27 protein-coding genes are annotated in these 26,213 nt (G+C 61.0%); 9 read left to right on the top strand and 18 right to left on the bottom strand.

What is annotated here, in order from left to right:
• Positions 1–4: 4 nt before the first annotated feature.
• The 3 genes from mtrA to CGLUCO_RS03135 form a co-directional block, all read right to left on the bottom strand.
• A complete protein-coding gene (mtrA, locus tag CGLUCO_RS03145) occupies positions 5–685 on the bottom strand; it encodes an MtrAB system response regulator MtrA (protein ID WP_005395045.1) in 681 nt (226 codons plus the stop codon).
• Between the two features lie 752 nt (positions 686–1,437).
• Entirely contained in the window at positions 1,438–2,055 is a 618-nt protein-coding gene (locus tag CGLUCO_RS03140; RefSeq protein WP_005390324.1) for a dTMP kinase, read from the bottom strand.
• Positions 2,056–2,368: 313 nt separating this feature from the next.
• Positions 2,369–2,734, bottom strand: a complete 366-nt coding sequence (locus CGLUCO_RS03135; RefSeq protein WP_005390325.1) for a hypothetical protein — start codon at positions 2,732–2,734, stop codon at positions 2,369–2,371.
• A 132-nt stretch (positions 2,735–2,866) separates the two neighbouring features.
• On the opposite strand from CGLUCO_RS03135, the gene CGLUCO_RS03130 reads away from it, so the two are divergent.
• Entirely contained in the window at positions 2,867–3,724 is an 858-nt protein-coding gene (locus CGLUCO_RS03130; RefSeq protein WP_143336946.1) for a hypothetical protein, read from the top strand.
• A 390-nt stretch (positions 3,725–4,114) separates the two neighbouring features.
• Here CGLUCO_RS03130 and manA read toward each other — a convergent pair whose 3' ends face one another.
• From manA to CGLUCO_RS03110, 4 genes are all read right to left on the bottom strand, one after another.
• Positions 4,115–5,257 (bottom strand): mannose-6-phosphate isomerase, class I, encoded by a 1,143-nt coding sequence (gene manA / locus CGLUCO_RS03125; RefSeq protein ID WP_084036880.1) that lies wholly within the window; start codon positions 5,255–5,257, stop codon positions 4,115–4,117.
• Positions 5,258–5,260: 3 nt separating this feature from the next.
• The gene (locus CGLUCO_RS03120) at positions 5,261–6,109 is read right to left on the bottom strand and encodes a hypothetical protein (protein WP_084036878.1); all 849 of its coding nucleotides are present in this window, start codon (positions 6,107–6,109) and stop codon (positions 5,261–5,263) included.
• Positions 6,090–7,472 (bottom strand): phosphomannomutase/phosphoglucomutase, encoded by a 1,383-nt coding sequence (locus CGLUCO_RS03115; RefSeq protein ID WP_005390330.1) that lies wholly within the window; start codon positions 7,470–7,472, stop codon positions 6,090–6,092. Before CGLUCO_RS03115 ends, CGLUCO_RS03120 begins: the two co-directional genes overlap by 20 nt.
• Positions 7,473–7,568: 96 nt before the next feature.
• Complete coding sequence (locus tag CGLUCO_RS03110; protein ID WP_081446527.1) at positions 7,569–8,063, bottom strand: DUF3499 domain-containing protein; 495 nt, start codon at positions 8,061–8,063, stop codon at positions 7,569–7,571.
• Between the two features lie 42 nt (positions 8,064–8,105).
• On the opposite strand from CGLUCO_RS03110, the gene CGLUCO_RS03105 reads away from it, so the two are divergent.
• Positions 8,106–8,555 (top strand): metallopeptidase family protein, encoded by a 450-nt coding sequence (locus tag CGLUCO_RS03105; RefSeq protein ID WP_196793948.1) that lies wholly within the window; start codon positions 8,106–8,108, stop codon positions 8,553–8,555.
• Between the two features lie 78 nt (positions 8,556–8,633).
• Here the strand turns inward: CGLUCO_RS03105 and CGLUCO_RS03100 are convergent, their stop codons facing one another.
• The 4 genes from CGLUCO_RS03100 to CGLUCO_RS03085 all read right to left on the bottom strand — a co-directional run bounded on the left by CGLUCO_RS03100 (position 8,634) and on the right by CGLUCO_RS03085 (position 12,259).
• Positions 8,634–8,882 (bottom strand): WhiB family transcriptional regulator, encoded by a 249-nt coding sequence (locus tag CGLUCO_RS03100; protein ID WP_196793961.1) that lies wholly within the window; start codon positions 8,880–8,882, stop codon positions 8,634–8,636.
• Between the two features lie 518 nt (positions 8,883–9,400).
• On the bottom strand, positions 9,401–10,489 hold the full coding sequence (gene manB / locus CGLUCO_RS03095; protein WP_005390335.1) for a mannose-1-phosphate guanylyltransferase: 1,089 nt from the start codon (positions 10,487–10,489) through the stop codon (positions 9,401–9,403).
• Positions 10,490–10,511: 22 nt separating this feature from the next.
• Positions 10,512–11,399 carry a glycosyltransferase family 2 protein gene (locus CGLUCO_RS03090; protein ID WP_005390336.1) on the bottom strand — a complete coding sequence of 296 codons (888 nt, stop codon included), beginning with the start codon at positions 11,397–11,399 and terminating at the stop codon, positions 10,512–10,514.
• Positions 11,396–12,259, bottom strand: a complete 864-nt coding sequence (locus CGLUCO_RS03085; protein WP_084036876.1) for an SDR family oxidoreductase — start codon at positions 12,257–12,259, stop codon at positions 11,396–11,398. The genes CGLUCO_RS03090 and CGLUCO_RS03085 overlap by 4 nt, the downstream gene beginning before the upstream one ends.
• A 69-nt stretch (positions 12,260–12,328) precedes the next feature.
• On the opposite strand from CGLUCO_RS03085, the gene CGLUCO_RS03080 reads away from it, so the two are divergent.
• The 4 genes from CGLUCO_RS03080 to CGLUCO_RS03065 all read left to right on the top strand — a co-directional run bounded on the left by CGLUCO_RS03080 (position 12,329) and on the right by CGLUCO_RS03065 (position 16,885).
• Positions 12,329–13,888 (top strand): LCP family protein, encoded by a 1,560-nt coding sequence (locus tag CGLUCO_RS03080; RefSeq protein ID WP_040428911.1) that lies wholly within the window; start codon positions 12,329–12,331, stop codon positions 13,886–13,888.
• 5 nt (positions 13,889–13,893) lie between these two features.
• A complete protein-coding gene (locus CGLUCO_RS03075) occupies positions 13,894–14,493 on the top strand; it encodes a TIGR03089 family protein (RefSeq protein WP_005390339.1) in 600 nt (199 codons plus the stop codon).
• 9 nt (positions 14,494–14,502) lie between these two features.
• Positions 14,503–15,546, top strand: a complete 1,044-nt coding sequence (locus CGLUCO_RS03070; RefSeq protein ID WP_084036874.1) for an ABC transporter ATP-binding protein — start codon at positions 14,503–14,505, stop codon at positions 15,544–15,546.
• Positions 15,547–15,622: 76 nt separating this feature from the next.
• The gene (locus CGLUCO_RS03065; RefSeq protein WP_005395029.1) at positions 15,623–16,885 is read left to right on the top strand and encodes an ABC transporter substrate-binding protein; all 1,263 of its coding nucleotides are present in this window, start codon (positions 15,623–15,625) and stop codon (positions 16,883–16,885) included.
• 43 nt (positions 16,886–16,928) lie between these two features.
• Here the strand turns inward: CGLUCO_RS03065 and CGLUCO_RS03060 are convergent, their stop codons facing one another.
• A complete protein-coding gene (locus tag CGLUCO_RS03060; protein WP_005395028.1) occupies positions 16,929–17,792 on the bottom strand; it encodes a patatin-like phospholipase family protein in 864 nt (287 codons plus the stop codon).
• A gap of 59 nt (positions 17,793–17,851) precedes the next feature.
• Here CGLUCO_RS03060 and CGLUCO_RS03055 point away from each other — a divergent pair, with 59 nt between their 5' ends.
• Together CGLUCO_RS03055 and CGLUCO_RS03050 are read left to right on the top strand one after the other, a co-directional pair.
• Positions 17,852–18,880, top strand: coding sequence for a carbohydrate ABC transporter permease (locus tag CGLUCO_RS03055; protein ID WP_005390343.1), 1,029 nt, complete (start codon positions 17,852–17,854; stop codon positions 18,878–18,880).
• On the top strand, positions 18,877–19,698 hold the full coding sequence (locus CGLUCO_RS03050) for a carbohydrate ABC transporter permease (protein WP_005390344.1): 822 nt from the start codon (positions 18,877–18,879) through the stop codon (positions 19,696–19,698). Before CGLUCO_RS03055 ends, CGLUCO_RS03050 begins: the two co-directional genes overlap by 4 nt.
• A gap of 51 nt (positions 19,699–19,749) precedes the next feature.
• On the opposite strand, the gene CGLUCO_RS03045 is transcribed toward CGLUCO_RS03050, so the two are convergent.
• The 6 genes from CGLUCO_RS03045 to CGLUCO_RS03020 all read right to left on the bottom strand — a co-directional run bounded on the left by CGLUCO_RS03045 (position 19,750) and on the right by CGLUCO_RS03020 (position 24,339).
• On the bottom strand, positions 19,750–20,904 hold the full coding sequence (locus tag CGLUCO_RS03045; RefSeq protein WP_005390345.1) for an HNH endonuclease signature motif containing protein: 1,155 nt from the start codon (positions 20,902–20,904) through the stop codon (positions 19,750–19,752).
• 78 nt (positions 20,905–20,982) lie between these two features.
• Positions 20,983–21,435: a YdcF family protein gene (locus CGLUCO_RS03040; RefSeq protein ID WP_084036872.1), complete on the bottom strand. Its 453-nt coding sequence runs from the start codon at positions 21,433–21,435 to the stop codon at positions 20,983–20,985.
• Between the two features lies 1 nt (position 21,436).
• On the bottom strand, positions 21,437–21,934 hold the full coding sequence (gene purE, locus CGLUCO_RS03035) for a 5-(carboxyamino)imidazole ribonucleotide mutase (protein WP_084036870.1): 498 nt from the start codon (positions 21,932–21,934) through the stop codon (positions 21,437–21,439).
• On the bottom strand, positions 21,927–23,075 hold the full coding sequence (locus tag CGLUCO_RS03030) for a 5-(carboxyamino)imidazole ribonucleotide synthase (RefSeq protein ID WP_256381092.1): 1,149 nt from the start codon (positions 23,073–23,075) through the stop codon (positions 21,927–21,929). The genes purE and CGLUCO_RS03030 overlap by 8 nt, the downstream gene beginning before the upstream one ends.
• A gap of 10 nt (positions 23,076–23,085) precedes the next feature.
• Positions 23,086–23,544, bottom strand: a complete 459-nt coding sequence (locus tag CGLUCO_RS03025; protein WP_005390352.1) for a hypothetical protein — start codon at positions 23,542–23,544, stop codon at positions 23,086–23,088.
• Positions 23,545–23,547: 3 nt separating this feature from the next.
• The gene (locus CGLUCO_RS03020) at positions 23,548–24,339 is read right to left on the bottom strand and encodes a biotin--[acetyl-CoA-carboxylase] ligase (RefSeq protein ID WP_005395024.1); all 792 of its coding nucleotides are present in this window, start codon (positions 24,337–24,339) and stop codon (positions 23,548–23,550) included.
• Positions 24,340–24,573: 234 nt separating this feature from the next.
• Here CGLUCO_RS03020 and CGLUCO_RS03015 point away from each other — a divergent pair, with 234 nt between their 5' ends.
• On the top strand, positions 24,574–26,202 hold the full coding sequence (locus tag CGLUCO_RS03015; RefSeq protein WP_005390354.1) for an acyl-CoA carboxylase subunit beta: 1,629 nt from the start codon (positions 24,574–24,576) through the stop codon (positions 26,200–26,202).
• Positions 26,203–26,213 lie beyond the last annotated feature (11 nt).

Below are 26,213 nucleotides of genomic sequence, written 5' to 3'. Positions count from 1 at the left end.
GTGGCTACAGCTCCGTGGATACTTTGTAGCCCACTCCTCGTACGGTGAGGACGATTGTCGGATTTTCTGGATCCGTTTCGATTTTGGAGCGCAGCCGCTGCACGTGCACATTGACGAGACGCGTGTCCGAGGCGTGCTTGTAGCCCCACACTTTCTCCAGCAGCTCTTCGCGGGTGAATACCTGACCGGGCTTCCGCCCCAGCTCCACAAGCAGATCAAACTCGAGGGGGGTCAACTGCAGTTCTTCATTACCGCGGCGAACTGTGTGGCTGGGCACGTCGATGGTGAGATTCGAGATTTGCATGATCTCGTTGTCATCGGAGGAAGACCTGCGTAGGCGCGCTCGGACGCGTGCAACAAGTTCCTTCGGCTTAAAGGGCTTGGTGACATAATCATCAGCGCCCGACTCGAGGCCAAGGACGATATCGATTGTGTCCGTCTTGGCGGTTAGCATGACGATCGGAACTGGAGAACTCCGCCGTATCGTCTTGCAGATATCGATTCCGTTCATGCCGGGGAGCATGAGGTCAAGCAGGATGAGATCTGGTTGTTCACGCTCAAAAGTGGCAACGGCCTCTGCGCCGTCAGTCACAACCACTGTGTCAAACCCCTCGGCCTCCAAGACGATGGAAAGCATCTCAGAGATCGCGGGATCATCATCAACCACTAAAATTTTCGCCTTCATACCTCTCCATATTTCCACACTCCGCGCGAGCGCATTAAAACGCCCGCCGTACCCTCCCCCCAAAAACGCCCGCTCTGCGCACCCTGTCTTGCGCGAATCTGTTCCGCCCCGCCTACCACGCACGCTTTCCACCCCACGGCTGCCTGGTGCCAATTCCGATACTGTGCCCTCCGCACTACTAGTCACAGCCACCGCAGTAACAATGACACTCACCGCAGCAGCAGTGACAATCACCGCAGCTTTTCTCCAATCACGCACGTTAAAAGTTGGTGAAAGAAAGACCCCAGACATACCAAAACATCCCTGCGATCAAGTGATCAATGTGCCCCGTCCGTAGGACGTGGGGCTGGAATTACTGTGGGTCACTCCGCCGGGGATGTTTGGTTATAACCAGATGGTACATCATCACCTGTCACACACGCAACCCTTTTCACTATCTCCCCCCAAATGTGGAAAACACCTGTATATCCCCTGCTCAGACATCTCCACTGAGGGATATATACATCCGAGCCCTGTCGTCACTCGCCCGCAAAAGGCCACAGGAACTTTTCGCACCATGTATGTGAACAACTACGGGTGACTAGCGTTGAGCAGCCACGGTTTGCCAACGTCCCAAAGAAAACGTCTGGACGAAATGATCTTCGCGAAAATAGAGGTGCGAAAACAGAGGTGCAAAATCTTGCACCTGACCGGCAGCGATAAATGGATGAGCCTGGCTGCCGTGCACAAAGTCACGGCAGCGCCCCACCAGGCTAAAGCAACCGGTTAAGGATCTCCTCGGTAGCCTCCTGCGGAGTCGTCGTATGCGGGACGATGAGCCAGGGCGATGCCCACTGGCCACGGGCGAGCCTCCGATAGGCCACAGATGTCCGCACCTGCAGGCTACTATCCTGCTCATACGTATCTTTCGCCCGATCACGCTCCGCGCGGGCGCGCGATTCTGCCCGCTCCTGTGCCACCGAGGCGGGAGTTTCAAGAAGGATTTGCAGCGCTGGTTTAGGAAGCCCCAACTCCCCATATTCCAGGTCGTATACCCATTGCGCAGCATCCATGTCTTCCAAGCGTGCAGCCGTATATGCAGCATTTGACGCTACATACCTGTCAAGGATCAAGATGGAATCTTGCGAAGCTGCATATTTTTGTAGATATTCCCGTGCCCCCGCACGATCCAGAGCAAAAAGGGCAGCCATGGCATATGGAGACTCGGTCATGTCCCCCATTCGGCCATAGAGAGCCTTCCGCGCAAGTTTGGCGGCATCTGATGTGGAGTACCGAGGGAAGGAGAGGGTTTCTGCGTCGATATGCTTCAAAAGGTCTCTGACGAGAGTGTTTTTCCCTGCCCCGTCAATTCCCTCTACAGCCAGGATCATGTGTCACCGTTTCCATCTAGGTTGTCCTTGTGGCTCCGGGGCCAACCACTACGGCTTCATCCCGTTGCCGATGCACCGGGTGAAAGGCACATTTCTGTGCCACCAGCACACCGTTCCATGGTACAGCTCGCTAGCAGTTTTGGCCGTGCTTCATCTTCCCAGTGGCAGACTTCACAGGAGCTACCACTGGGCACTCCCCCAGCTTCCCACCCCAGGAAGCACTTTCTCCGCACGAGTACACATGCGCGCCCAGCGCCACAGGGATCCCGCCAGGGCACTGCACAAAGAGCCGGCTGCGCGTGCGACCGTGACGCTAGTTCAGCGCCTCGATGTAGACCTCAAGATCCTGCTCAGTATCGGCATTTTCCAGAATGTCGGCGGCTGGCTCAGCAATGGATTCGAACACGGCCTCCGTGACATCGGTATCAGGATCGACGATGAAGGGATAGGTGTCGATAGCGTCAGAGGCGGAGTAAGGCGCACCTGCCCAAATCGAGGCGATTGTTGCCGCGCAAATTCCGTTAGCCTCCTCCTCATCGGAGGTGGCATTACCCTTGGCCACCAGCATGATGGCGTCGACGACGCCCTCCACCAGATCCTCGCCTTCGAGAGAACTGAGTTCGTCGAGAAAATCCTCGTTGATATCAGCATTTAGAACTTCAGCATCCCATGCACCCATTGGTCTTTTCCTTCTCTTTCAAATGGGAAACAAACTTCAAGCACTTCCCGCACCCTACCTCTTGTGTTAAGGTAGGCGCGAGGTTATGAAATTGTTATAAACCAGGTTTAGCGAATTGGAGGTCAAAGGGCAATGAGAAACTCAACGCGCAGCCTTGGCCTCTTCGTGGCTACTGGCATGGTGGTCGCCTCTGGTCTCGGCTTCGGCGTATGGCGTTTGTCGATGCCATCGTCGACCACAACTACTGATACTGCCATTAGCAGTAGCCTAGTTTCCACTGAGGATCCTGTTCCATCGCAAACCACCACGTCGGAGCGTTTTTTTGAAGACGAATCCACTGCACCCCAACTCCCGGTAAAGACTCCCACAGTGGCCGTTTCGCCCAGGGATCCCTTCCTGGCGCCGAACTCCGGCCCTGGCATTGGAGGAACACGGCCCGGCTCGGAACGCGCTCAGGTGCCGAAATCCGGCACCCAGAGTGCACCGACCACTGCGCACGAGGGCGCAGAGGAGGGTGGCGTGCCCCAGCAGGAGCCCAATCAACCGCTCGAGGAGAAGGGCGATCCTGTTCCGCAGACCAAACCGTCGGATTCACGACATAGTGAGTCGAACTCGCGTCCGTCGCGAACCGAGGAGATGCCCGACGATACTTCTACTCAACCGGCGCCAAGCACGACCCCACAGGTCGAGCCTACGACACCACCAACTCCCGCCCCGGCGACCACAACAATCGAGGAACCATCGCTGCAGCCAGCGGATCCGCCACTCGTCGATCCCTCGGCAGAGGGTAAGCCCGTGCCCACAGACGGCAAGGAATCCGCATCACCGGAGCCCACGCCGAACACCATGGCTACCGAAAAGGGACCCACCGATCCTGCTCACCGCAGTTCGGGCAATTCTCCCGTCACACCGTTGTCACCAGGAGTGCAGGAGATCGCCCGGTCTCACTCCCCTGCAGAGGATTCCTCCGGGGTCCTCCAGGATTCGTAGCTGGCACCCCCCCTACAGTGCGACGCGCCCTCTGGACATCCCACGTGCGACGCTTCCTAAGGGCATCCCGCTTGCGACGTTGCCCATGCCCATCGTGATCTGAGTGCAGGCCACTATTCCCTGTGAGCACTGTCCCCCGCGAGCACTGTCCCCCGCGAGCACCGTCCCCCGTGGGCGCTGTCCCCCGCGAGCACCGTCCCCCATGAGCCCCCTTCCACGAGCGTCGTTGCCCTTGCGAAGCGCCACGCCCCCACAGCTGCGAACCACACTGAGCCCGGCCTTCCGCCCGCGCCGCCTGTGGCTCGCTCCTCACGCCTGGTAGGTAAAGGGCGTGCCGTCCCATGCCCCTGTCGGCACACCAGTGCCGGGAAGGAAGACCGGGCTCCGCCCTCAGGAGACGATCATCGCCTTCCCAGACACGGTGAGCTGTGTGTCGGGGTCGCCGGCAGCGATCCACCCAGCCTCACCGGGGGCAAGCGTCGTCCCATCGCTGGCATCCACCGTCCCACTGACGCACACGACGATACGAGGGGTGCCGTGGGCAAGGTTGAGATCCGTGTCAGCGACGTGGCGAACAGCGAATTCGTCCACGGGCACGCTGTAGCGCCCATCCGCGTCAGCGTGGACACGGGGATCATCAAGTGAGGCAAACGACAGTACGTGGACGAGCTCCGGAACGTCAACGTGCTTAGAGGTGAGGCCACCGCGGAGCACATTGTCCGAATTTGCTTGCACTTCCACCGCTAAGCCACCGAGGTAGGAGTGCAGCTGCCCGGCATCCAGGTAGAGGGCTTCGCCCGGGGCGAGCTCCACGAGATTGAGCAGGAGCGCGACGAGGACACCGACATCGAATGGGTAGCGCTCCTGGAGAGCTTTAATCTCCTCGCCCACGGCCACGATCCATTTTTTCGTGTCTGCACGTGCGATGTAACCGTCAATGGACTCAACAAGCTCGCCGATGAGTGTCTCCCGTGCCGTACGGGGAATAGATACCCACGTAGTCAGGAGAGCTCGCAGCCCCTCTCCCTCATCTTCGCAATCCACCATGAGGCGGTAGCGATCGAGGGTGGGGCAGGAAAAGGCGGCGAACAGCTCCGCGGTCAAAGCCAGCGGCCGAAACCCGGCGAGCGCCCGGAAGGGGCTGAGCGCGATGAGGAGTTCCGGCTTGTGATTATCGTCCCGGTAGTTGCGTTCCGGGGCGGAGATGTCAATGCCTTCCTCGTTTTCGCGGGCGAATCCCTTTACTGCCTGCTCCTTGGTCGGGTGTGCCTGGAGGCTCAGTGGCTCACCTGCGGCGAGGATCTTAACCAAAAACGGCAGGCTCGTGCTGTTGGAGCCGAGTTGTCCCTCCGGGTCCTCGGCGATAATCTCCGTCAGCGGGCGATCGCCGATCAGCGATGATCCACCCGGATGCGCCCCGAACCATAGCTCAGCTTCGGGAGCGGGCGAAGGTGACGTTGTTCCGCGCAAATCCGCCAGCAGAGTGTGCGAACCCCATGGGTATGTGCGCAGCGCACCGGTAAGTTTCTCCACGTTTTACAACACTTCCATTACAGTTGCCGCCGCGACGCGGGTCGCGCATCGCAGCGTTGTCACTATGTCCACAGCCGGGGAGCCTGCTGCCGGCAGATCCTCTACCTCCGGGTCGTTGCCCGCGTCTCCATCCGACCAATCAACGATGCTTAAGGCTACATCATTAGTTTGAAAGGCCGACGCTTGACGTGCGGTGGCCGACAGTGCCGGCACACCGCGGGCGATGCTGATTTCCGCCAGCAGCCGGGTCAGTCGTGCTGGACCGACGTGCACGGGAATGCCCTGGGTACAGGTGCGCGCCAACGTCCGCGCGGGGTTGGTCACTTCCTCGCGATCTGGGTGGCAGGCGACGACCTCTTCGTCGACAAGCGTGGATAAAACCGTAAGTTCCTCAGCCACCGTGGCCACCGGAGAGGTCACCGCGACGAGAGTCGCGAGCGTCCGAGCGACGGACATATCCTCCGCAAACGGGATGTGTGGCGGCACCATCGTGGTACGCGCATGCTCGCTCACCAGCGGCGAGTCCGGGGCAGCGATGACAGTGACGGCGCACCCGCGCTGCTGGGCAGCAAACATGATCTCCAGCGCGCGCGGATCGTCCCCAATGATCGTGACCTGGTCCAGCGCACCGGCACTGGTAGGCAGGTGATCCGTCACCACACATTCGCCGGCAACGGCTTCAGCAATCGCCCTACTGACCTCGTCCCACGTCACCACGATGTGAGCGCGGGGGCGGAAGCCGGAGAGCTGGCGTGTGCCTCCGTCGCGCACCCAACCGGCTACGGAACGAACCTCCGCCCCTTCGTTGGCGATGGGGAAAAAACGGGCGAGCTCACTGGTCGTTCCGGACAATGGAGAGAACCTCCTCGACGATGGCATCCACTTCCTCCGCAGTCGGGGCCTCGACATTGAGGCGCAGAAGCGGCTCAGTGTTGGATGCGCGGAGATTGAACCACGCGGGGGTGTCCTTCAGCTGGACGGTGACTCCGTCGAGGTCGTCCGTGGACTCCGTGCGAGAGGCGAAGGCATCGAGCACGGCCTGGGTCTTTTCGGCCTGCTCCTGCGTGCCGGAAAGCCGCGTGTTGATCTCACCCGAAGCGGCATAGCGGGAGTACTCCGCCATGAGCTCAGACAGTGGCTTATCGGCCTCTCCCAGCGCGGCCAGCACGTGCAGGGCAGTGAGGAGGCCCGAGTCTGCGTTGAAGAATTCCTGGAAGTAGTAGTGGGCCGAGTGCTCACCGCCGAAGACAGCCTTCTTCTCCGCCATGAGGGCTTTGATGAAGCTGTGGCCGACACGGCTGCGCACCGGGTGACCACCGTGCTCGGTGATCATTTCCGGCACGGTCTTCGACGTAATGAGGTTGTGAATGATCGTGGCGCCGGGGAACTGCTCCAGGTAGCGCGTGGCTACGAGCGCGCAGATCGCAGACGGGCTCACGGGATCGCCGTTCTCATCCACGACGAACAGGCGATCGGCATCTCCGTCGAAGGCGAGCCCTATATCCGCCTTCTTTTCCGGGGTGAACTTCTGCAGATCAACAAGGTTCTTCGGGTCAAGCGGGTTCGCCTCGTGGTTGGGGAAAGTGCCGTCGAGCTCAAAGTAGAGAGGCTCCAGCGTGATCGGTAGCCCTTCGAAGGCTGCGGGGACGGTGTGCCCGGCCATACCGTTGCCGGCGTCCACGGCAACGGTCAGCGGGCGCATACCGGAGAGATCCACGAGCCCGCGCAGGTGGGAAACGTAGCCACCGAGCACATCTCTTTCCTCGTAGCTACCCTGTGGGCCGTCATAGGCGGGAATCTGACCGCACACCATGTCCGCGATCTCCCCGAGCCCCGTGTCGCGGCTCACCGGCCGGGCACCGGGCCGACACAGCTTGATGCCGTTGTACTTGGCCGGGTTGTGGCTCGCTGTGAACATTGCGCCGGAGGTGTTCAGGGCTCCGGCAGCGTAGTACAGCTCATCGGTGGAGCTCAGGCCGATGTACGTGACATCGATACCCTGGGACCGCGCGCCGTCGCTAAAAGCACGGGCGAGCTCCGGCCCGCTATCACGCATGTCGTGGGCGATGGCGATCGTGTGCTCCCCGTCCCGGCGGATGAGGATAGCGAACGCCGCGCCAATATCGTGTGCGAGCTCCGCGTCGAGTGTTTCTCCTACCACGCCTCGGACGTCGTAGGCCTTGATCACACTGTCAATCAGTTCTCGGCTGCGCATGATTTACTCCTTTTGAAGTGTTCCTTGCCCTCTCAACGTTTCACGCGTGCAAAAAGTGCCCATAGGTATTCCTACAGGCTCGGGCGGTGGAGGACGTTAATCGGTAGCGTCCGGTACAACACGCAGGTGACCGCGCCGTGTCGGTCCCTTTTTCGCTTGTCGACGTTCCGGTGGACCGCTTGTCGGTTTCTCCCGCACCACAGTGGGCGGGGTGTTCTCGGGGGCTGCGAACGTGAGGTTGTGCTTCGAGGGATGCCGAAAATGATCGTCATCCTCTTGCTTACGGTGTTTTCCTACCGAGTGATCGACAAGCCCCGTGTTGGTCCGCCCCGCCTCTCGCACGGCTTCGGCCAGCGCGGTGAGATCATCATCCTCCTCGTAGTCGAATCCGAGGTCCTCATATTTGAGGAGTTCCCAGCCGACGGGCGGGCGAATAGATTCGGCGTGCTTCTCACAAAGATCCCACATGTGCGGGTTCGGCGTGGGCGCCAGGGGTCCCAGGTACGCGGTGGATTCCGAGTACGCGTAAGACAGCGTGGCGACAGCAGGCCTTCCGCATCCGGGGCGACAGCAGCGTCGAAAAGTATTCACGGTTTATCAGTGTAGACCACGGTGCAACTAGACTTGGGGACCATGGTGGCGAAATCACGACACGGACGACACGGACGCGGGCCACGCGGCCCCATCCTCCCCCACGACGTGCCCCGCGCACGCACACGGAGCCAGCTTTTCGATGCCAACGTTGTCGAAGCATATGCCCCATTCCTCCACGCCTACTACGACCAGCTATCCACTGTCGATGTCGCCGTGGACACCGTCCCCCGCATGCAGCTCAACCCCGACGCCGCAGCCCTCGACGGTGACATCGTCGCCGACGGCCCCGTGCCCCTCGGCCGCATCGTTCCTACTGGGCTCGACGCGGCGGGGCGCCCCACACGGCCCCGTATCGTCATCTTCCGTGGCCCCGTGCAGGAGCGTGCCACGGGGATGCTCGAGGAACAAGAACTCATTACCTCCATACTCACCGACCTTGTTGCAAGCTACTTGGGACTGGACCCGGAGGACATCAACCCCGGTTCATGACACCGGCCTGCAGGGTACACAGATACACATAGAGCCACGCGGAAACCGCGTGGCTCTATCACTAACGTTTTGAAAGGTCTAGCCCATCTTCTTCTTGAGGCGACGGCGTTCACGCTCGGAGAGGCCACCCCAAATGCCGAAGCGCTCGTCGTGCTCGAGCGCGTACTCAAGGCATTCATCGCGAACCGAGCAGGCCTTGCAAATGCGCTTCGCTTCTCGGGTAGATCCACCCTTTTCTGGGAAGAACGCGTCCGGATCTGTCTGGGCACACAGTGCCTGATCCTGCCATTCCTGTTCCACAGCGGTGAACAGGTTGTCAAAGCTCAGCCCTTCTACAAAGGCATCCCGCTGGCGATCGTCGTCACGCGACGTATCTACTCCGCGAGGTAAGGAGGAGTCTTCCACGGGTTCTACCTTTCTATTCTCGGTGGGCTACTGACATCGAACGGTAAGCACCACACCCTATTCCAGGGTGGCACTCGCGTGTGAACCGAGGTGATGAAACCTTACAGCTACCCTACTCGTTTCCGCGACATCACGTCGCGCGGTGACCGGATGTGGCCATCGGCCCGAACGGGGGGGACACCTGTATCCATGCATCTCTGTTACACGTCTGTAATTATTCCGCGAATCACAAAATGTAGTCAACCCGCCGCCCGGGATTTTTTCCTCCAAGAATCGAAACCCCTGGACTTTAACCCCACAAGTCACACCAGTCACAACTAGAGCACCTCAGGGGTAAATACCGGGGGTAGCACATATTGTGGTAGCCCTTCGCCAGCGACACACATCGGAACGCCAGGGCGTGTCGCTAAAACGAAAACCTCACCAAGCGTGTTATATCGCTACGCGTCAGAAGAAAAGCGCACGCCGTTATCCGGGATTTCCACCCCAGGCCACACGCGCATCCCCTGCCGCAGCTCACAGCGCGCACCGATGCGCACGCCATCGCCGATGATGCAGCCACTAATCCGTGCGTTCGCGCCGATATGAACGCCCTCACCGATGATTGAATCTTCGATTGTCGCTCCCGCCTCGATCTGCGCTCCGTCAAATACCGCAGTGGAGTCGAGACGACACCCTGCGGCAATTTCCACGCCGCGCCCGACAACCGTGCCTCCGAGGAGCAGCACGCCATCTTTGACGCCCGCCGTAGGATCGACGATCGCCTCGCCGTGTCGCCCGTCGAGAAGCGGAGAGGGGGCGATACCACGAACCAAGTCGGACGAACCGCGAACGAAGTCCTGGGGCGTCCCCATATCACGCCAGTAGGCGTGATCCACATGCCCGTAGACGCGTTTACCTGCAGACAGCAAGCCGGGGAACGTCTCACGCTCAACAGATACCGGGCGTCCAGCCGGAATCGCCTCGATAACCTCACGTTTGAACACGTAACAACCCGCGTTGATCTGGTTGGTCGGCGGATCCTCCGTCTTTTCCAAAAAGGCGATTACCCGGCCGTCAGCATCCGTCGGCACACACCCGAACGCGCTCGGATCCGCCACCCGAACGAGATGCAGAGTGACATCGGCATCGTGCATGCGGTGTGTGTTCACGATCCCAGTCAGATCCGAACCGCTGAGCACGTCCCCGTTGAAGACCATGACCGTGTCGTTTTTCAGCTTGGAGAATACGTTGCGGATTCCGCCACCAGTGCCCAGCGGCTCCTCCTCCACCACGTAGTCAATCTCCAACCCGAACCCCTCCCCCGAGCCGAAGTATTCCTCAAAGACCTCCGCTTTAAACGATGTCCCCAACACAACGTGGTCGATTCCCGCAGCTTTTACGCGTGCAAGCAGATGGCTCAGAAACGGCACACCCGCCGTGGGCAGCATCGGCTTCGGAGTGTTTACCGTCAGCGGGCGCAGGCGGGTGCCCTTGCCTCCGACGAGGATCACAGCATCGACGCCCTGCATCGGATTGTTGTCAGTCATGATCTTTTCCTTTACGTCCTTCTTATTTCCGCTTCAGGCGCGAACACGCCACAGCAACCGCCGAGCGAACCTTGAGTCCAAGCCACAGACCAACCCGCAGAGGCAGCGCAGCCACCCCGGGATGACGATCCGCTTGGAACCGGTACGCCGAGTCATGGTGAGCAGGCAGCATCTTCTCCGGATGTTTGCCTGCCGCGTGCCCAACCGCGTGGCTAATCTTTGCCTCGGGGCACAGTACGTTCTTATAACCCGCGCGAGTGAACCGGTCACCCAGATCCACATCCTCCATGTACATGAAGTAGCGCTCGTCAAACCCACCGATGGCCTCGAATGCATCCCAACGAACCAGCAGACATGACCCGGACAGCCAGCCAGCTGGACGTTCCGTCGACATATCGGAAGCATGGCGGTAGGCGGTCGTCCACGGGTTGGAAGGCCATATTGCACTGAAGAGTGCGTGCCCAATGCCATTGGTAATCGTCGGTACTGCGCGGGCCGACGGGTACGGGCTGCCGTCGGCCTCCAAGATGAGCGGGCCGACGCAGGCTGCATCGGGCCAGCGCGACGCGCACTCGATGAGCGTATCGATGGACCCCTCGCCAAACTCTACGTCCGGATTGGAGATGATGAAATATTCGTCGTCGACCTCGCCTTTTTCCCGCTTATCTACCAAGCAGGTGACGGCAATATTAATGGCGGTTCCATAACCCACATTTCCACCGGTAGGGAGGAATTCCACTGCCGGATGGGTTGCTGCGGTGTCCTCCGGGACCCCGTCTGTCGAGCCGTTATCCGCAAGCACGGTGTACGTCCCGCGTGTGGTTGCGCGCGCCAACGAATCAACAAACCTCCCCAGGTACTCGCCTGGGGAGTAGGTAACAGTAATGACGGCAATTGGCTTCACGGTCACAGAATCCTACCTGTTACCGCCCGCTCGACACCGCTTCGCCACTCCGGAAATGGCGTAAACCCAGCAAGTTCCCAGGATGAGGTATCCATGACGCTCCACGACGGCCGCCTGGCAACCTGCGGAAATTCCTCGCTCGTACAGGGCTGAACAAGGTCCGGATCCGCCCCGGCCGCTTGGTAGGTGGCGCAGGCTACCTCGTACCACGTCGCCTGCCCCCGCCCCACCGCGTGCACGATGCCCGTCGCCTCCAAATTCACGGCTTCCCACAGCCCTGTAGCCAGGTCAAAGGCAAAGGTGGGGCTCCCCGCCTGGTCGTCGACAACACGCGCGGGTTTCCCCGCCCGCGCAAGCCGCAGCATCGTAGAGACGAAGTCTTTTTTGCTTGGTAGGCGGTCGCCACTAAACAGCCACGCCGTCCGCGCAATCAGCGTATCTTTCCTGCCGATGAGCTCCTTTTCTCCTGCCAGTTTACTGGCACCATAGACGGTGTCTGGATCGGTGGCATCTGCGGGAGTCAGTGGCCGGCGGGGTGCTCCCGAACCGAAGACGTAGTCGGTGGAAACGTGAATGAAACGGGCGCGGGTGAGTTCTGCCAGCCGCGCCACCCCACGGTGGTTGACGGCATCTGCCCCCTCGGGATCGGTTTCTTGCTTGTCCACGTCCGTTCGTGCCGCACAGTTCACCACGCACCCAATCCCGCTCACGGCGTCTTTCGCGGCGCGGGTAGCTGCGCGGTCACCTGCGGCAAGCTGGACGAGGTCCACATCTCGCCTACCAAGCTTGCGGAGGGTGAAACCGGGGTTGGTGAGCTGCATCGCGGTGCCTAACTGGCCACCCTCACCCAGGACTGCAATTTCCATGAGACCTTTCCCGTTGTAAAATTTAGGTTCTATTATTACTGCCCACTTTATTGGAGGTTCGCGAAGGCCGTGTCTAATCGCTCCCGACTGGTCCGAAATATCCAGCCCGCGCCACGGTCGACCCCCCGCACGCAGCAGAAAGGTTCCCGTCTGGTGAAGGGCGTCGTCGCCGGCGTGAGCGCACTCGCCCTAACATTTTCCGGATTGGGATACGCCTCCGTGGGCAGGATCGGCGCAGAGGTTACAGGAACCGGCAACCTAGAGCTCGGCGGTGGCGGAGGAATTAAGCACGGCGATGCCAAGGACGGCGCGACGGATATCCTCCTGGTCGGATCCGACTCCCGCTCCGATGCGCAGGGCAACCGGCTGACACCGGAGGAGATCGACATGCTCCACGCCGGTGACGAAGAAAACGACAACACGGACACGATCATGCTCATCCGTGTCCCCAACGACGGATCCTCTGCCACGGCAATCTCCTTGCCTCGCGATACGTACATCCACGATCCCGAACACGGGAATATGAAGATCAATGGCGTGTACAAGGCGCACAAGGACGAGCGAGAGATGGAGCTGCGCGGGGAGGGTCGTACCGATGAAACATACATCGAATCGGAGGGCAAGGACGCTGGGCGTCGCGGGCTTATCCAGGCGGTTTCCAACCTTACGGGGATCACCGTCGATCACTATGCAGAGATCGGCCTGTTGGGCTTCGTCCTGTTCACCGATGCCGTCGGCGGCGTCGACGTGTGTCTCAACGAGGCCACCTACGACGAGTACTCCGGGGCTGATTTCACCGCCGGGTACCAAACTCTCGGTGGCCCACAGGCCCTCGCTTTCGTTCGCCAGCGCCACGGACTGCCCCGCGGTGACCTCGACCGAATTGTGCGCCAGCAGGCGTTCATGGCCTCTCTCGTGCAGAAGGTTCTCTCCTCCAACACGCTGACCAATCCGTCGAAGCTGACGGAGCTTGCGGAGGCCGCTCGTCGTTCGGTGATCATCGATAAGGACTGGGACATCATCAGCTTCGCCACCCAGTTGCAAAACCTCGCTGGCGGCAACGTTCGCTTCGATACGATTCCCGTCACCTCCGTCGACGGTGTCGGCGACTACGGCGAATCCATCATCACGGTGGATCCGGATGAGGTGAAGCGGTTCTTCGAATCCCTTCTCGGTACGAAGGACAACCCGAACCCGCACGCCGGGGAAAACGCCGCCCCCGTGACCTCCGATGTGAACGTAACTGTCCTCAATGCCTCCCAGGTCGCCGGGCTTGCCGGCGCCGTCGGCGGGTGGCTTCGCGACGAAAACTACCACGTCACTACAGTCACCAACGCGCAAGAAGGCTTGTACTTTACGTCGCAGGTTGTCGCTCCTACTGCCGACGATCCGGCAGCCAAGGAGATCGCCGAAAAGCTGGGCAACCTGCCGATTACGACCTCCCCCACCCTCGATGCAGGCTCCGTCGTCGTTGTCACCGCAGGTGATTACGTCGGCCCGCAGTCAACCAATGCTTTCGAGGAACAGGACACGGGTACCGATGTTGTGGGCCAACCTGGTGAAGCCGTCGAGGATTCCTTATCACCGACAATCACCGCGGAGGGCAACCGTCCGCAGTGCGTAAACTAGCGCCAATGGAGTTACTTTCTCACCTCACCCCGACCGAGCCCCGCGTCACCGTCTACAACGAGGCGCGTGGTAGTCGAGTGGAGTTTTCCGCCGTCACCCTCTCCAACTGGGCCGCGAAAGTGGCCGGGATGCTCCGCGACGAATGCGACCTTGCCCCCGGCGATGCCATCGCCCTCGATGTTCCCCACGACTGGCAGGAAATTGTCATCGCACTCGGCGCCATCGCCGCCGGCATCACCTACGGTGAGCCCCGCGGAGACGAGGAGGTCGCGCTCCTGGGCGTCGACAAGCAATCAGATGCCCCCACCCAGATCATCGTGGGAGACGACCCGCTGGGAGCCCCGCTCCCCGATTCTGCCCTGCCACCCGGCGCGCTCGACTTCGCCACCACCGTGCGCATGTACCCTGACGATTTCCCCGAGCCAACGCCTTCACTGACCCGCGAGGGCTCCCCTACCAAGCGCATCGTCCGGGCATCGGAGAACAGCTGCGCGCAGGCGCTCGAACAGCTGGCCACCGGCGGTTCCATCGTCATCGTCCGCGGCGAGGCAAGCGAGGAACGATTCGCCCACATTGCGGACGTGGAACGCGCCACCGCTTGGTAGGGTAAACGTGTGGCTGACGTAGTTTTCGATCATGTATGCATCCGCTATCCCGGCGCCGAGAAGCCGACGGTAGCCGACCTCAACCTCCACATTTCCGACGGCGAGTTCCTCGTCCTCGTCGGCCCGTCCGGCTGCGGTAAATCCACCACCCTGCGGGCGCTTGCCGGCCTGGAAAAGGTCGCCTCGGGCACCATCACCATCGGCGGCACCGATGTCACCGATGCCGAGCCCGCCGACCGCGATGTGGCAATGGTCTTCCAGAACTACGCCCTCTACCCGCACATGACCGTGGCCAAGAACATGGGGTTTGCCCTCTCACTCGCGAAACTTCCACAGAAGGACATCGACCGAAAAGTCGCCGAGGCCGCAGAGCTTCTGGACCTCACCGAGTTCCTCAACCGGAAGCCGAAGGACCTGTCCGGTGGCCAGCGACAGCGCGTGGCCATGGGCCGCGCGATCGTCCGCGAACCGCACGTCTTCCTCATGGACGAGCCACTCAGTAACCTCGACGCGAAACTGCGCGTCCAGACCCGCACCCAGCTGGCCAACCTCCAGCACCGCCTCGGCACCACCACCGTCTACGTCACCCACGACCAGGTCGAGGCCATGACGATGGGCGATCGGGTGGCGGTACTCAAGGACGGTGCGCTCCAACAGGTCGCTCCCCCGCGTGAGCTTTACGACGCCCCGGCCAATGCGTTCGTCGCCGGTTTCATCGGGTCTCCCGCCATGAATCTCATCCCCGCCGACATTGCCGAGATGGGTGCGGTCACCTTCGGGATCCGCCCGGAACACCTCCACTGCACCCCCGCCACCGCCGGCACCTCCTCCGGTTTCTCCATCCCCGCCACCGTGTCCTTGGTAGAGGAACTGGGTTCAACGTCCTACGTTTACGCGCACCGCGACGACGCCCCCTCGACCCCGCTCGTCGCCAGACTCGGCGGCGGGACCACCCCATTTAGAGGGGACCGCGTGCTTCTCATCCCCGAGATGGACCGGGCCCACTATTTTGACCGGGAGACGGGTAACCGCGTCACTCTCCCCCGGAATTAGGGCAACTTCCTGTATTTTCGGTTGCTTGGTAGTTAATCTGGTTCTAACCAGTTGTTAATCAAAAAGGAAGGTTCACGTGACTACCAAGCGTTTGACCGTCATCGGTGCTGTGTGCACCGCAGCAGCACTGGCACTAGCAGGCTGCTCTTCCGAAACATCGACACCCTCCAGTGCCGACAGTTCGTCGACGAGCGAAGCAACCGCAGGTGCCGCCGACCGCGGGCCGATCACCTTCGCGATGGGCAAGAACGACACCGACAAGCTCCAGCCTGTCATCGAAAAGTGGAACGCAGACCACCCCGATGAGCAGGTAACGCTCAAGGAACTCGCCGGCGAGGCCGACGCCCAGCGCGAAACCCTCGTCCAATCCCTCCAAGCAGGCTCCAGCGACTACGACGTCATGGCCCTCGACGTCATCTGGACGGCCGACTTCGCCGCCAACCAGTACCTCGCGCCCCTGGAAGGCGACCTCGCCGTCGACACCAGCGGCCTCCTGCCCGCCACCGTCGAATCCGCCACCTACCAAGGAACCCTCTACGCCCTGCCACAAAACACCAACGGCCAGCTCCTTTTCCGCAACACCGACCTCGTCACCGATGCACCGGCCAACTGGAAAGAACTCGCCGACAGTTGCCAGGGACTGTCCGAAGACTGCCTCACCCTCCAACTCAAGCAGTACGAGGGCCTCACCGTAAACACCACCAACTTCATTAACGGCTGGGGTGGCAGCGTCCTCGACGACTCCGAAGCACCCGCCGTCGAAACCGACCAAGCCAAGGAAGGCATCCAGGCACTCGTCGACGGCTACGCCGACGGCACCATCGCCAAGGGCTCCACCTCCGCCACCGAGGAAGAAACCAACCTCGCCTTCACCGAAGGCAAGACCGCCTACGCCGTCAACTGGCCCTACATGTACACCAACGCCAAGGAAGCCGGCATCAACTTCGAAGTCACCCCCTTGGTAGCCAAGGACGGCACCGGCGTATCCACCCTCGGCGGATACAACAACGGCATCAACGTCAACTCCAAGCACAAGGCAACCGCCCGCGACTTCATCGAATTCATCATCAACGAAGACAACCAGGCCTCCTTTGCCGACAACTCCTTCCCACCCGTCCTCGCATCCATCTACGAAGACGCCACACTCGTGGAGAAGTACCCCTACCTCCCCGCGCTGAAGGAATCCCTCGAAAACGCCAAGCCGCGACCCGTCAGCCCCTTCTACACCGCCATCTCCAAGGCCATCCAGGACAACACCTACGCAGCCATCACCGCAGGCAAGTCCGTCGATGACACCACCAAGGACATGGCAGCCGCAATTTCGCAGGCTGCGAAGTAAGGCGAACTAAAAAAAACCGCTGCCTACCAAGCAGCGGTATTTTTTAGCTATAAAAGAAATCGAGCCATTCCGGCCACTCCCGATCGACCTGCTCCCGACCCGCTTGGTAGGAGGCCATGATCTTCGCACCATCGCGCTCCTTATTACTCACCAACGGCCCCTCGGGATAAAAAACCTTCGCCTTCCCCTCTTGCTCAAGCTTGTCGACGAGCTCTAGCGACGCGTTGTACCGCTCATGCCGCGTCATCATCAAATCCACCACCGCCGGATACTTCCGCAACAACGCCCGCAACACCTCCGGGTGCTCGGGAGGCGTGCGACGGAAGCCACGGGGGCGGGTGAGGACGATGGCAAACCTTCCCCTACCAAGCGCCGGCTCAATAGGAATGCCACCGGTATCGCCGACAGCACCGTCGACATAGGGAATTCCATCGATGAACGGAATCTTCATCACACCAGGCATTGTCGCCGAAGCACGGGCTGCGAGCATGACCGAATGCTTGGTAGACAGATCGGCGCGATTCCACGTCACCGTCTCCCCGGTATCCGCGCGCACCGCCTGGATGCACACCTCGGCGGGATGGGCGAAAAAGGCCTCGAAGTCGAAGGGGAGGGCGCCGTCGGGCTGGGCGATGTCTTGGTAGATGTACTGGCCGTCGAAAAGCCCCCTACCACGCAGGAGGGGAGACAGACCACCGACGCGACGGGAGGAAAGGAGCGTCGAAAAGCTCACACGAGCGCGGAACTCGTCGCCCGAGAGATAGTTGAGAACCTGGGACGCACCAGCAGAAATGCCGCCAGCCCAGCCCACCTCAATGCCACTGGAAATGAGACGCTCGAAAAAGCGGGCCGTGTAACTCGCCCGCATGCCACCACCTTCAACAACAAGAGCTACAGACTTGCACATACCCACAACCGTAGTCCCCTAAACTAACAACCAAACCCCTACCAAGGAAAGGGAAACGCGTGCAACAAGCCAAACAAACCCGGACAGCGTGGGCGCTCATCGCTCCCACCCTCATCGTCCTCGGCATCGTCATCGGCTACCCCATCCTCCGGGCCATCTACCTGTCCTTCCAACAAGACAAGCACCTCGACCCCGAGACCGGACTCTTCGTCGAAGGCGGCTTCGCCGGCGCCGATCACTACCTTTACTGGCTCCAACAACGATGCATGTCGCCTTCCGGCGTCGTGACAACATGCCCACCAGGCACCATCGCCACCGACTTCTGGCCCGCCGTCCGCATCACCCTCTTCTTCGCCGTCGTCACCGTCGCCCTCGAAACCCTCCTCGGACTATGGATGGCGACCGTCATGAACAAAGAATTCCCCGGCCGCGGCCTCCTCCGTGCCGCCGTGCTCGTCCCCTGGGCCATCCCCACCGCCGTCACCGCCAAACTCTGGCAATTCCTCTTCTCCGACAACGGCCTCATCAACTCCCTGCTTGGTAGGGAAACATCATGGACCACCGACCCCTGGGCTGCCCGCACCGCCGTCATCATCGCCGACGTCTGGAAAACAACCCCTTTCATGGCACTCCTCATCCTCGCCGGCCTACAAATGATCGACAAAGAAATCTACGAAGCCGCACGCGTCGACGGAGCCGGACGCTTCCAAATCTTCACCAACATCACCCTCCCACTGGTCAAACCCGCGCTCATGGTCGCCATCCTCTTCCGCACCCTCGACGCACTACGCATGTACGACCTACCAGTCATCATGATCTCCTCCAGCTCCAACTCCCCCACCGCCACCATCTCACAACTCGTCGTCGAAGACCTCCGACAGGGCCACTTCAACTCAGCAAGCGCCCTATCCACACTCATCTTCCTGCTCATCTTCGCCGTCGCCTTTATCATGATTCGGTTCTTGGGGGCGGATGTGGCGCCGAAGAGGGAAAAGACAACCCCCCTACCAAGCAGTGATAAGCCCGTGCCTGGTAAACCGATTCATATCGATGCGAACATGATCACTACCAAGGAGACCCAACGATGAAAGCAGCACGCACTTATTTCGGATTTGCCGTCATCATATTGTGGACTCTGGCACCGTTTTATTGGATGGTTGTCACCGCGTTTCGCGACTCCAAGCACACATTCGACACAACGCCATTCTTCACTCACGTCACGCTAGAGAATTTTCAAGATGCTCTGGCAACGGACAAGGGGAATAACTTCCTTCGAGCCATCGGCAACTCGCTCTTGATTTCCCTCGCCACCACTGCGTTAGCAGTCTTGGTAGGGGTGTTGGCTGGCTACGCACTTGCCCGACTGAATTTTAGGGGCAAGGGAATCGTTACGGCCATCATTCTGGCGGCCTCGATGTTCCCTGGTATCGCTCTTGTGACACCGCTGTTTCAGCTGTTTTCAAACATTGGGTGGATTGGCACCTACCAGGCGCTCATTGTGCCGAATATTTCGTTTGCGCTGCCACTGACGGTGTATACGTTAATTAGCTTCTTTAAGCAGCTTCCGTGGGAGTTGGAGGAGGCAGCTCGTGTGGACGGTGCGAGCCGCTTTACGGCCTTCCGGAAAGTGCTGCTGCCTTTGGCGGCACCAGCGCTATTTACCACGGCTATCTTGGCGTTCATTGCGACGTGGAATGAGTTCATGTTGGCGAAGCAGTTATCGACAACAGCGACGGAACCTGTGACGGTGGCGATCGCCAGGTTCTCGGGTCCGAGCGCCTTTGAGTACCCCTACGCCGCCGTGATGGCTGCTGGCACGTTGGTGACGGTCCCCTTGGTAGTGATGGTGCTCGTCTTCCAGCGTCGCATCGTGGCGGGACTGACCGCAGGCGGTGTGAAGGGCTGACGGAGGCACGTCGAATAGCCCATCAGGAGTGCTCCTGGTGGGCTTTTCGGTTTAGTGCTCGCGGAAGATACCGCGTTGGCGGATGTTGATGCCGCGGCCACAGCGGTCGCGGAGTTCACTGCGGTTGAAGTGGAGTTCGTCGGATCCGGGTGGTTTGAATCCGGCCTCGCCGGTGACGGGGTCGCGCTCGTGGCGGCCGTTTTTGGGTTTTCCGGGGTCATCGTCGTTTCGCCCGTTGTGGTACTTGCACAGGGGCAGGAGGGTGATCGCGTCGGTGAGTCCGCCGAGGTAGTGGGCCTTGCTGTGGTGCATTTGGCTGTAGACTGCCGGCCGGTAGCAGCCGGGGTGTGCACAGAAGATCTGGTCGCAGGCGAGGGCGGAGCGGAGCTCTTTGCTGGCGAAGCGCTCGTTTTCTAGTTGGTAGTGGACACCGATGTTGCCGTTCTTGTCGTAGATCGAGACGAAGCCGAAGGGTGCGAGCCGGGAGTTAGCGAGGTCATCGCCATCGATGAGGTTACCGTCGGTGGTCGCGAACTTGCCGTCTCCTTGGTAGGTGGCGTCGTCGGCGTTGATGATGAAGCAGGGGGTAAGGGTGCGGTCCCAGATGCGGGTGAGGGTGACGTCGTCGTAGGTGCCTTCCTTCCACAACGCAACGAGCTTGCGGAGGCCCTGCGCCCACCGAGCAGACGTCGACATCGACGAATCGTCGGGCGCGAGGTAGTTGCAGACGCTGATGAATTCGTCCATTTGCTGGGCTTTGAGCGCAAGTCGGGCGTGCTTGAGCCCGGTTGCGTCCGCACGCGGGCCGACGGTCAGTGACGGCTGGGTGTTGCGTGGTAGGTGGGCGCGCCCCCGCTCCGCGCACGCGTTTTTCATCTCGAGCACGTTTGGTTGCTTGTCGACGGCGTAGCTGAGCATTTCCTTGCGGTAAGTTTCCCGCTCTTCCGGTTCCAGGTTGTTCATCCCCTTGGAGATGAGAATGAGGTACTCGGTGGGGAGCTCGTTGGGGCGTGGGTCGGCGACAAGGTCGTAGTCGACCCAGTTGGTGGCACCGTTACAGAGCCGGCGAGCGAAAGAAGGGGAAAGATGATAATCGTCGACAAGCTTCTCGACCCGTTGGGCGACCGACGAGCCGAGAGCCAGGGCCTCCATGAGTATGCCCGGGCCCGTCAGCGCGGAGGCGAGGGAGTCGAGTGCGTGTGTCATGCCTCGAACTCTAACTACCACGCGCACGCTCCGCGCATGGTAGGCGCACGATCTGTGGATAACTCAGCAGCAGGTTAGCTACGGCCTGTGGATTCTGCGCCACAGGATTCGGAGCGCCGAGTGCGGAATCGCAGCTAGCTCGCGTAGGTAGATAAACAAACGCCGATCGGCAGGGGTCGGCGCAGTGATGACACTCACATCGAACTGGTGGTGCCAGGCCCACATGCGGACGCGGGGTGCATGGAAGTCACTTGTCACCACGTCGAAACGCGTAGCCCTACCAAGCGCATGGTAGGCGTTCTCCAAATTCTCGTTGGTGGAACGGGCTTCAGGTTCCACGATGATGTGGGACGCGTCGACACCGTGGTCTACGAGCCAATCGCGCATGGCCTCGGCTTCGCCGTTGTGGCCGGTGACGACAACGGTGGTGGCGGGGGTGATGTGCTCACGGGCAGCTGCCAGGCGGCGGGTGAGGGTGGCGCCTGGTAGGCCGTCGATAAGCCTGGAGCCGAGGACGACGAGCGGGCGCACGCTAGGAGAGACGCTCCTGGAGCCGGCGGTCCTTCTCCTCCACCTCGGCAGCCATCTGCGCTTGGTAGGCGGACATCTTTTCGACGAGTTGTGGGTCACCGGTCCCCAGCATCCGCACGGCGAGCAGACCAGCATTCTTGGCCCCGCCGATGGAAACGGTGGCGGTGGGGACACCGGAGGGCATCTGGACGATCGAGAGGAGCGAATCCAGGCCGTCGAGATCCTTCAGCGCACGGGGAATGCCAATGACAGGGAGCGGCGTAGCGGCGGCCGTCATGCCCGGCAGGTGGGCGGCACCTCCAGCGCAGGCGATGATCACCTTGATGCCACGAGTGTGGGCCGTGCGGGCGTAGTCGAGCATCTTGTCGGGGGTGCGGTGGGCCGAGACGACGCCTACTTCGTACGCGACATTGAACTCGTCAAGGATGTCGGCGGCGGGTTTGACGGTATCCCAGTCGGAGTCGGACCCCATGATGATTCCTACCAAGCAGTTATTCATGGCTCCCCACTATAATCCGGGCGGCGGCGCGGGCGCGGTCACGTACGGTGTCGGCATCGGCGCCGGAGACGTTGACGTGGCCGAGTTTCCGGCCGGCGCGGTAGGACTTGCCGTACCAGTGGACCTTGGCCTCGGGGTAGTCTTTCCACACCTGCGCCATGGCGGCGGGAATGTCCTGCCCGGACTCGCCTCCGAGGGTGTTAACCATGCAGGTGGCGGGGGCGGTGAGGGCTGTGGAGCCGAGGGGGAGGTCGAGGACGGCGCGGAGGTGCTGCTCAAATTGGCTGGTGACCGAGCCGTCTTGCGTCCAGTGGCCGGTGTTGTGGGGGCGCATGGCGAGCTCGTTGATGAGGATCTCTCCGTCGGTGGTCTCGAACAATTCGACGGCGAGGACACCGGTGACACCGAGCTTTTCTGCGACGGTGCGTCCAATGTGGCGAATCGTCTCTGCCTGTTCTTCCGTGAGCCCCGGCGCGGGGGCGAGAGCCTCCACGCAGATGCCGTCGGTCTGGATGGTTTCGGTGATGTCCCACTGGGCGATGTCCCCGGAGGGGCGGCGGGCGGAGAGGATCGATAGTTCGCGCTTGAGCTCTACCTTGTCCTCTGCCATGAGGCTGACACCCTTGTCCATCAGCTCGGCGGCGAGGGTGGGGGCATCGTCGGTGAACCAGACACCGTGGCCGTCGTAGCCGCCGCGGATCGCCTTCAGGCAGATCGGTTTTCCGCTTGGTAGGCGGGAGGGGTCGGTGACATCCGTGAACCACGGCACCGGCAGCCCCAATTCCTGCATCTTCTTGCGCATTTCCAGTTTGTCCTGGGCGTAGAGGAGGGCGTCGGGCTGGGGTTGGACGTTGATGCCGGCGTCGATGAGCGTGTGGAGGATGTCGCCTGGGACGTGCTCGTGGTCGAAGGTGACGGCATCGGCACCTGTGGTTACGGCCTGGACGTCCTCAAGGACGGTATAGTCGCCGATGGTGACGTCGGGGGTGACCTGGGCCGCTGAGGAGTCGGTGGCACCTGCCAGCAGCCGTATTGTAAGGCCGAGTTCTGTTGCTTCTGTTTGCATCATGCGGGCGAGCTGACCGTCGCCGATTACGGTGACGATCGGCATGCCTGGTGCGTGGGGATCGTTAGTGCTCACCCATTTAAGCCTAGTAGGTGTCCTCGATGAGCTGGACAAGCTGCTTGGTTTTGGGCACGTTGTCGATGACGACGGGGCGTCGGGATGTGTAGGTGGAAATGACGAGGGAGGAGGAGCGGCGGTGGATAGCGTCGATTTCCTCGTAGAAAATCGACTGCGGGCGAACGAAGAGCCCCGGCTTGCGGGTGATGATCCGCTTGGTAGTGATTGTCGTGCGGGCGGTCCGCGACATAAGCACGGGCCACACAAATCCAATGAGCACCCACACCGCCCAGATGGCGAGGACGAGTGACCGCCACTCGGGTGGGAGGGCAACACCGGCGAGTTCTGCGCCTGCAGGACGGTCGAAAACTCCCACTCCGATGGAACACACGCCGGTGGCCAGCAGCAGCCGGATGGCTGGCATGGTGAGGTGTCGGAAGGTGGTGGTGACGTCGGCGAGGATCAGCTCGTTGGGCTCCAGCTGCACGAATTACTCCAGTGGGCGGACGTGGTGGACCTCGCCGGCAGACAGTTCGTGGCGCTCGCCGGAGCGATCGCGGACGACGAGGAAGCCTTCATCGGTGACGTCTTCTCCCCTACCAAGCAGATCGTCGGTGCCGGGGCGCATGACGCGGATGTCCTTGCCGATGGTGGAACAGACGGCGCGGTAGTCGTCCATGTGGACATCACCGGTGGCCCAGGCGCCGAGCCGGTTGCGCATGGCGGTGAGGACGGAGATGGTCAGTTCGGTGCGGTCGACATCGATGTCTTCCAGCGCGAGGGAGGTGGCGTTGTCGACGGGCAGTTCCTCGCGCGTCAGCGAATGGTTCAGCCCACAACCGAGGACAACCTCGGGGTGGTTGGTGGCAAGCGCTTGTGCTTCGCCGAGGATGCCACAGATCTTGTTGCCACTGACGAGGACGTCGTTCGGCCACTTGAGGGCGACACGAGAGCCGAGCAGTGGCGACAGAGCGTCGATAAGCGCAAGCCCAGCCATAAGAGACAGTGAGCCGAAGTGGTCGAGGGTGCGCGGACGAACGAGAACGGAGAAGGTGACCTGGGAATGGGCAGGTGTGACCCAGGCGCGGCCACGGCGACCGCGGCCGGCGTCCTGGAACTCGGCGATCTCTGCGGTGAAGGTGGGGGCACCGTCCGCAGCGGCTTGGAGGAGGTCGGCGTTGGTGGAGCCGGTGTGATCCAAGACGGTGAGCTGCTGGTACAAGTTCGTGTCTACCAAGCGCCGCTGGAGTTCGTCGCGGTTGAGGGGCTCGCGGTTAGTCATGGCAGAAATCTTAATCGCCCTCCCGCCGTCTACCCCCTATGGGTGTAGCAATCGGACGCAAATCGGACATCATACATCGAACCGGACATAGTGGCCATCACCCCTTGTCGCTGCGGTTTTTGCCTTAACCACAGGAAATGGTGACACCAAAGACAAGGGGCGCGGAGCAAACCCGCGAAAATTCGAAGTGGGAAACATCACTTTTGCGTTTCACGTACACGCTAGACTGGCGATATGACAGCTTCAATTAAAACCACCGACGAGAAGCCGGACCTCACAACGACGGCCGGCAAGCTTGCGGATCTGCGTAACAGGATCGCGGAAGCACGCTTCCCCATGGGCGAGGCCCGCGTAGAGAAAGTACACGCCAAGGGCAAGAAGACGGCGCGTGAACGCGTCGAGTATCTTCTCGACGAAGGGTCGTTCGTGGAGATCGATGCGCTCGCCCGTCACCGTTCCACCAACTTCGGTCTCGATGCCAAGCGTCCCGTCACCGACGGTGTTGTCACCGGTTACGGCACAGTCGACGGCCGGAAGGTGTGCGTATTCTCCCAGGACGCGACCGTCTTCGGTGGCGCGCTCGGCGAGGTGTACGGCGAGAAGATCGTCAAGATCATGGACATGGCCATCAAAACGGGGTGCCCCATCATTGGCATCAACGAGGGTGCCGGCGCCCGCATCCAGGAGGGCGTGGTCTCCCTGGGCCTGTACTCCCAGATCTTCCTCCGCAACACGCAGGCCAGTGGCGTTATCCCGCAGATTTCCCTCATTATGGGTGCCTGCGCCGGTGGCCACGTGTACTCCCCGGCTCTGACAGACTTCATCGTCATGGTGGATAAAACCTCCAAGATGTTCATCACCGGACCGGCCGTGATCAAGACGGTGACCGGCGAAGAAGTTACCCAGGAGGAACTCGGCGGTGCCGAGACCCACATGACCATGTCGGGCACCTCCCACTACACCGCCGCTGACGATGCCGATGCCCTTGACTTCGTCCGCGACCTCTTGAGCTACCTGCCATCCAACAACCGCGCAGAAACGCCACGTGTGCAGACGGCCATTATGGAGGGGTCGATCCAGGACAACCTCACCGAGGATGACCTGACCCTGGACACCATCATCCCGGATTCCACCAACTCCCCGTACGACATGAAGGAGGTCATCTCCGCCATCGTCGATGACGGCGAGTTCTTGGAGATTCAGGAGGCATACGCCGAAAACCTCATCGTGGGCTTCGCCCGCATCGAGGGTCGCGCCGTGGGCATTGTCGCAAACCAGCCGATGCAGTTCGCAGGCTGCCTCGACATCAAGTCCGCAGAGAAGGGTGCGCGCTTCGTCCGTACGTGCGACGCGTTCAACATTCCGATCGTGGAGTTCGTCGACGTGCCCGGCTTCCTCCCCGGCACCAACCAGGAATACGAGGGCATCATTCGCCGTGGCGCGAAGCTCCTCTACGCCTACTGTGAGGCGACCGTGGGCAAGATTACGGTCATCACTCGCAAGGCCTACGGTGGCGCATACTGCGTCATGGGCGGCAAGGAAATGGGCGCGGACCTCGTCTACGCATGGCCCACGGCAGAGATCGCCGTCATGGGTGCTTCCGGAGCTGTCGGCTTCATCTACCGCAAGGAGCTGAAGAAGGCAGCCGAGGACCCGAATCAGGACATGCAGAAGCTGATGAAGGAATACGAAGCCGAATACGAGCGCACTCTGGTGAACCCCTACATGGCAGCAGAGCGGGGCTTCGTGGACGCGGTCATCCCGCCGAGCGAGACTCGTGGCCACCTCATTGAGGGTCTGCGCCTCCTCGACCGTAAGGTGGTTAATGTTCCTGCTAAGAAGCACGGCAACATTCCGCTGTAACAAAACGAACT

Origin of the sequence: Corynebacterium glucuronolyticum DSM 44120 (genome assembly GCF_030440595.1) — a bacterium.
GTDB classification, from domain to species: domain Bacteria; phylum Actinomycetota; class Actinomycetes; order Mycobacteriales; family Mycobacteriaceae; genus Corynebacterium; species Corynebacterium glucuronolyticum.
Note: the sequence above shows the minus strand (reverse complement) of the source record. Positions and strands in the feature narration are given on the sequence as shown.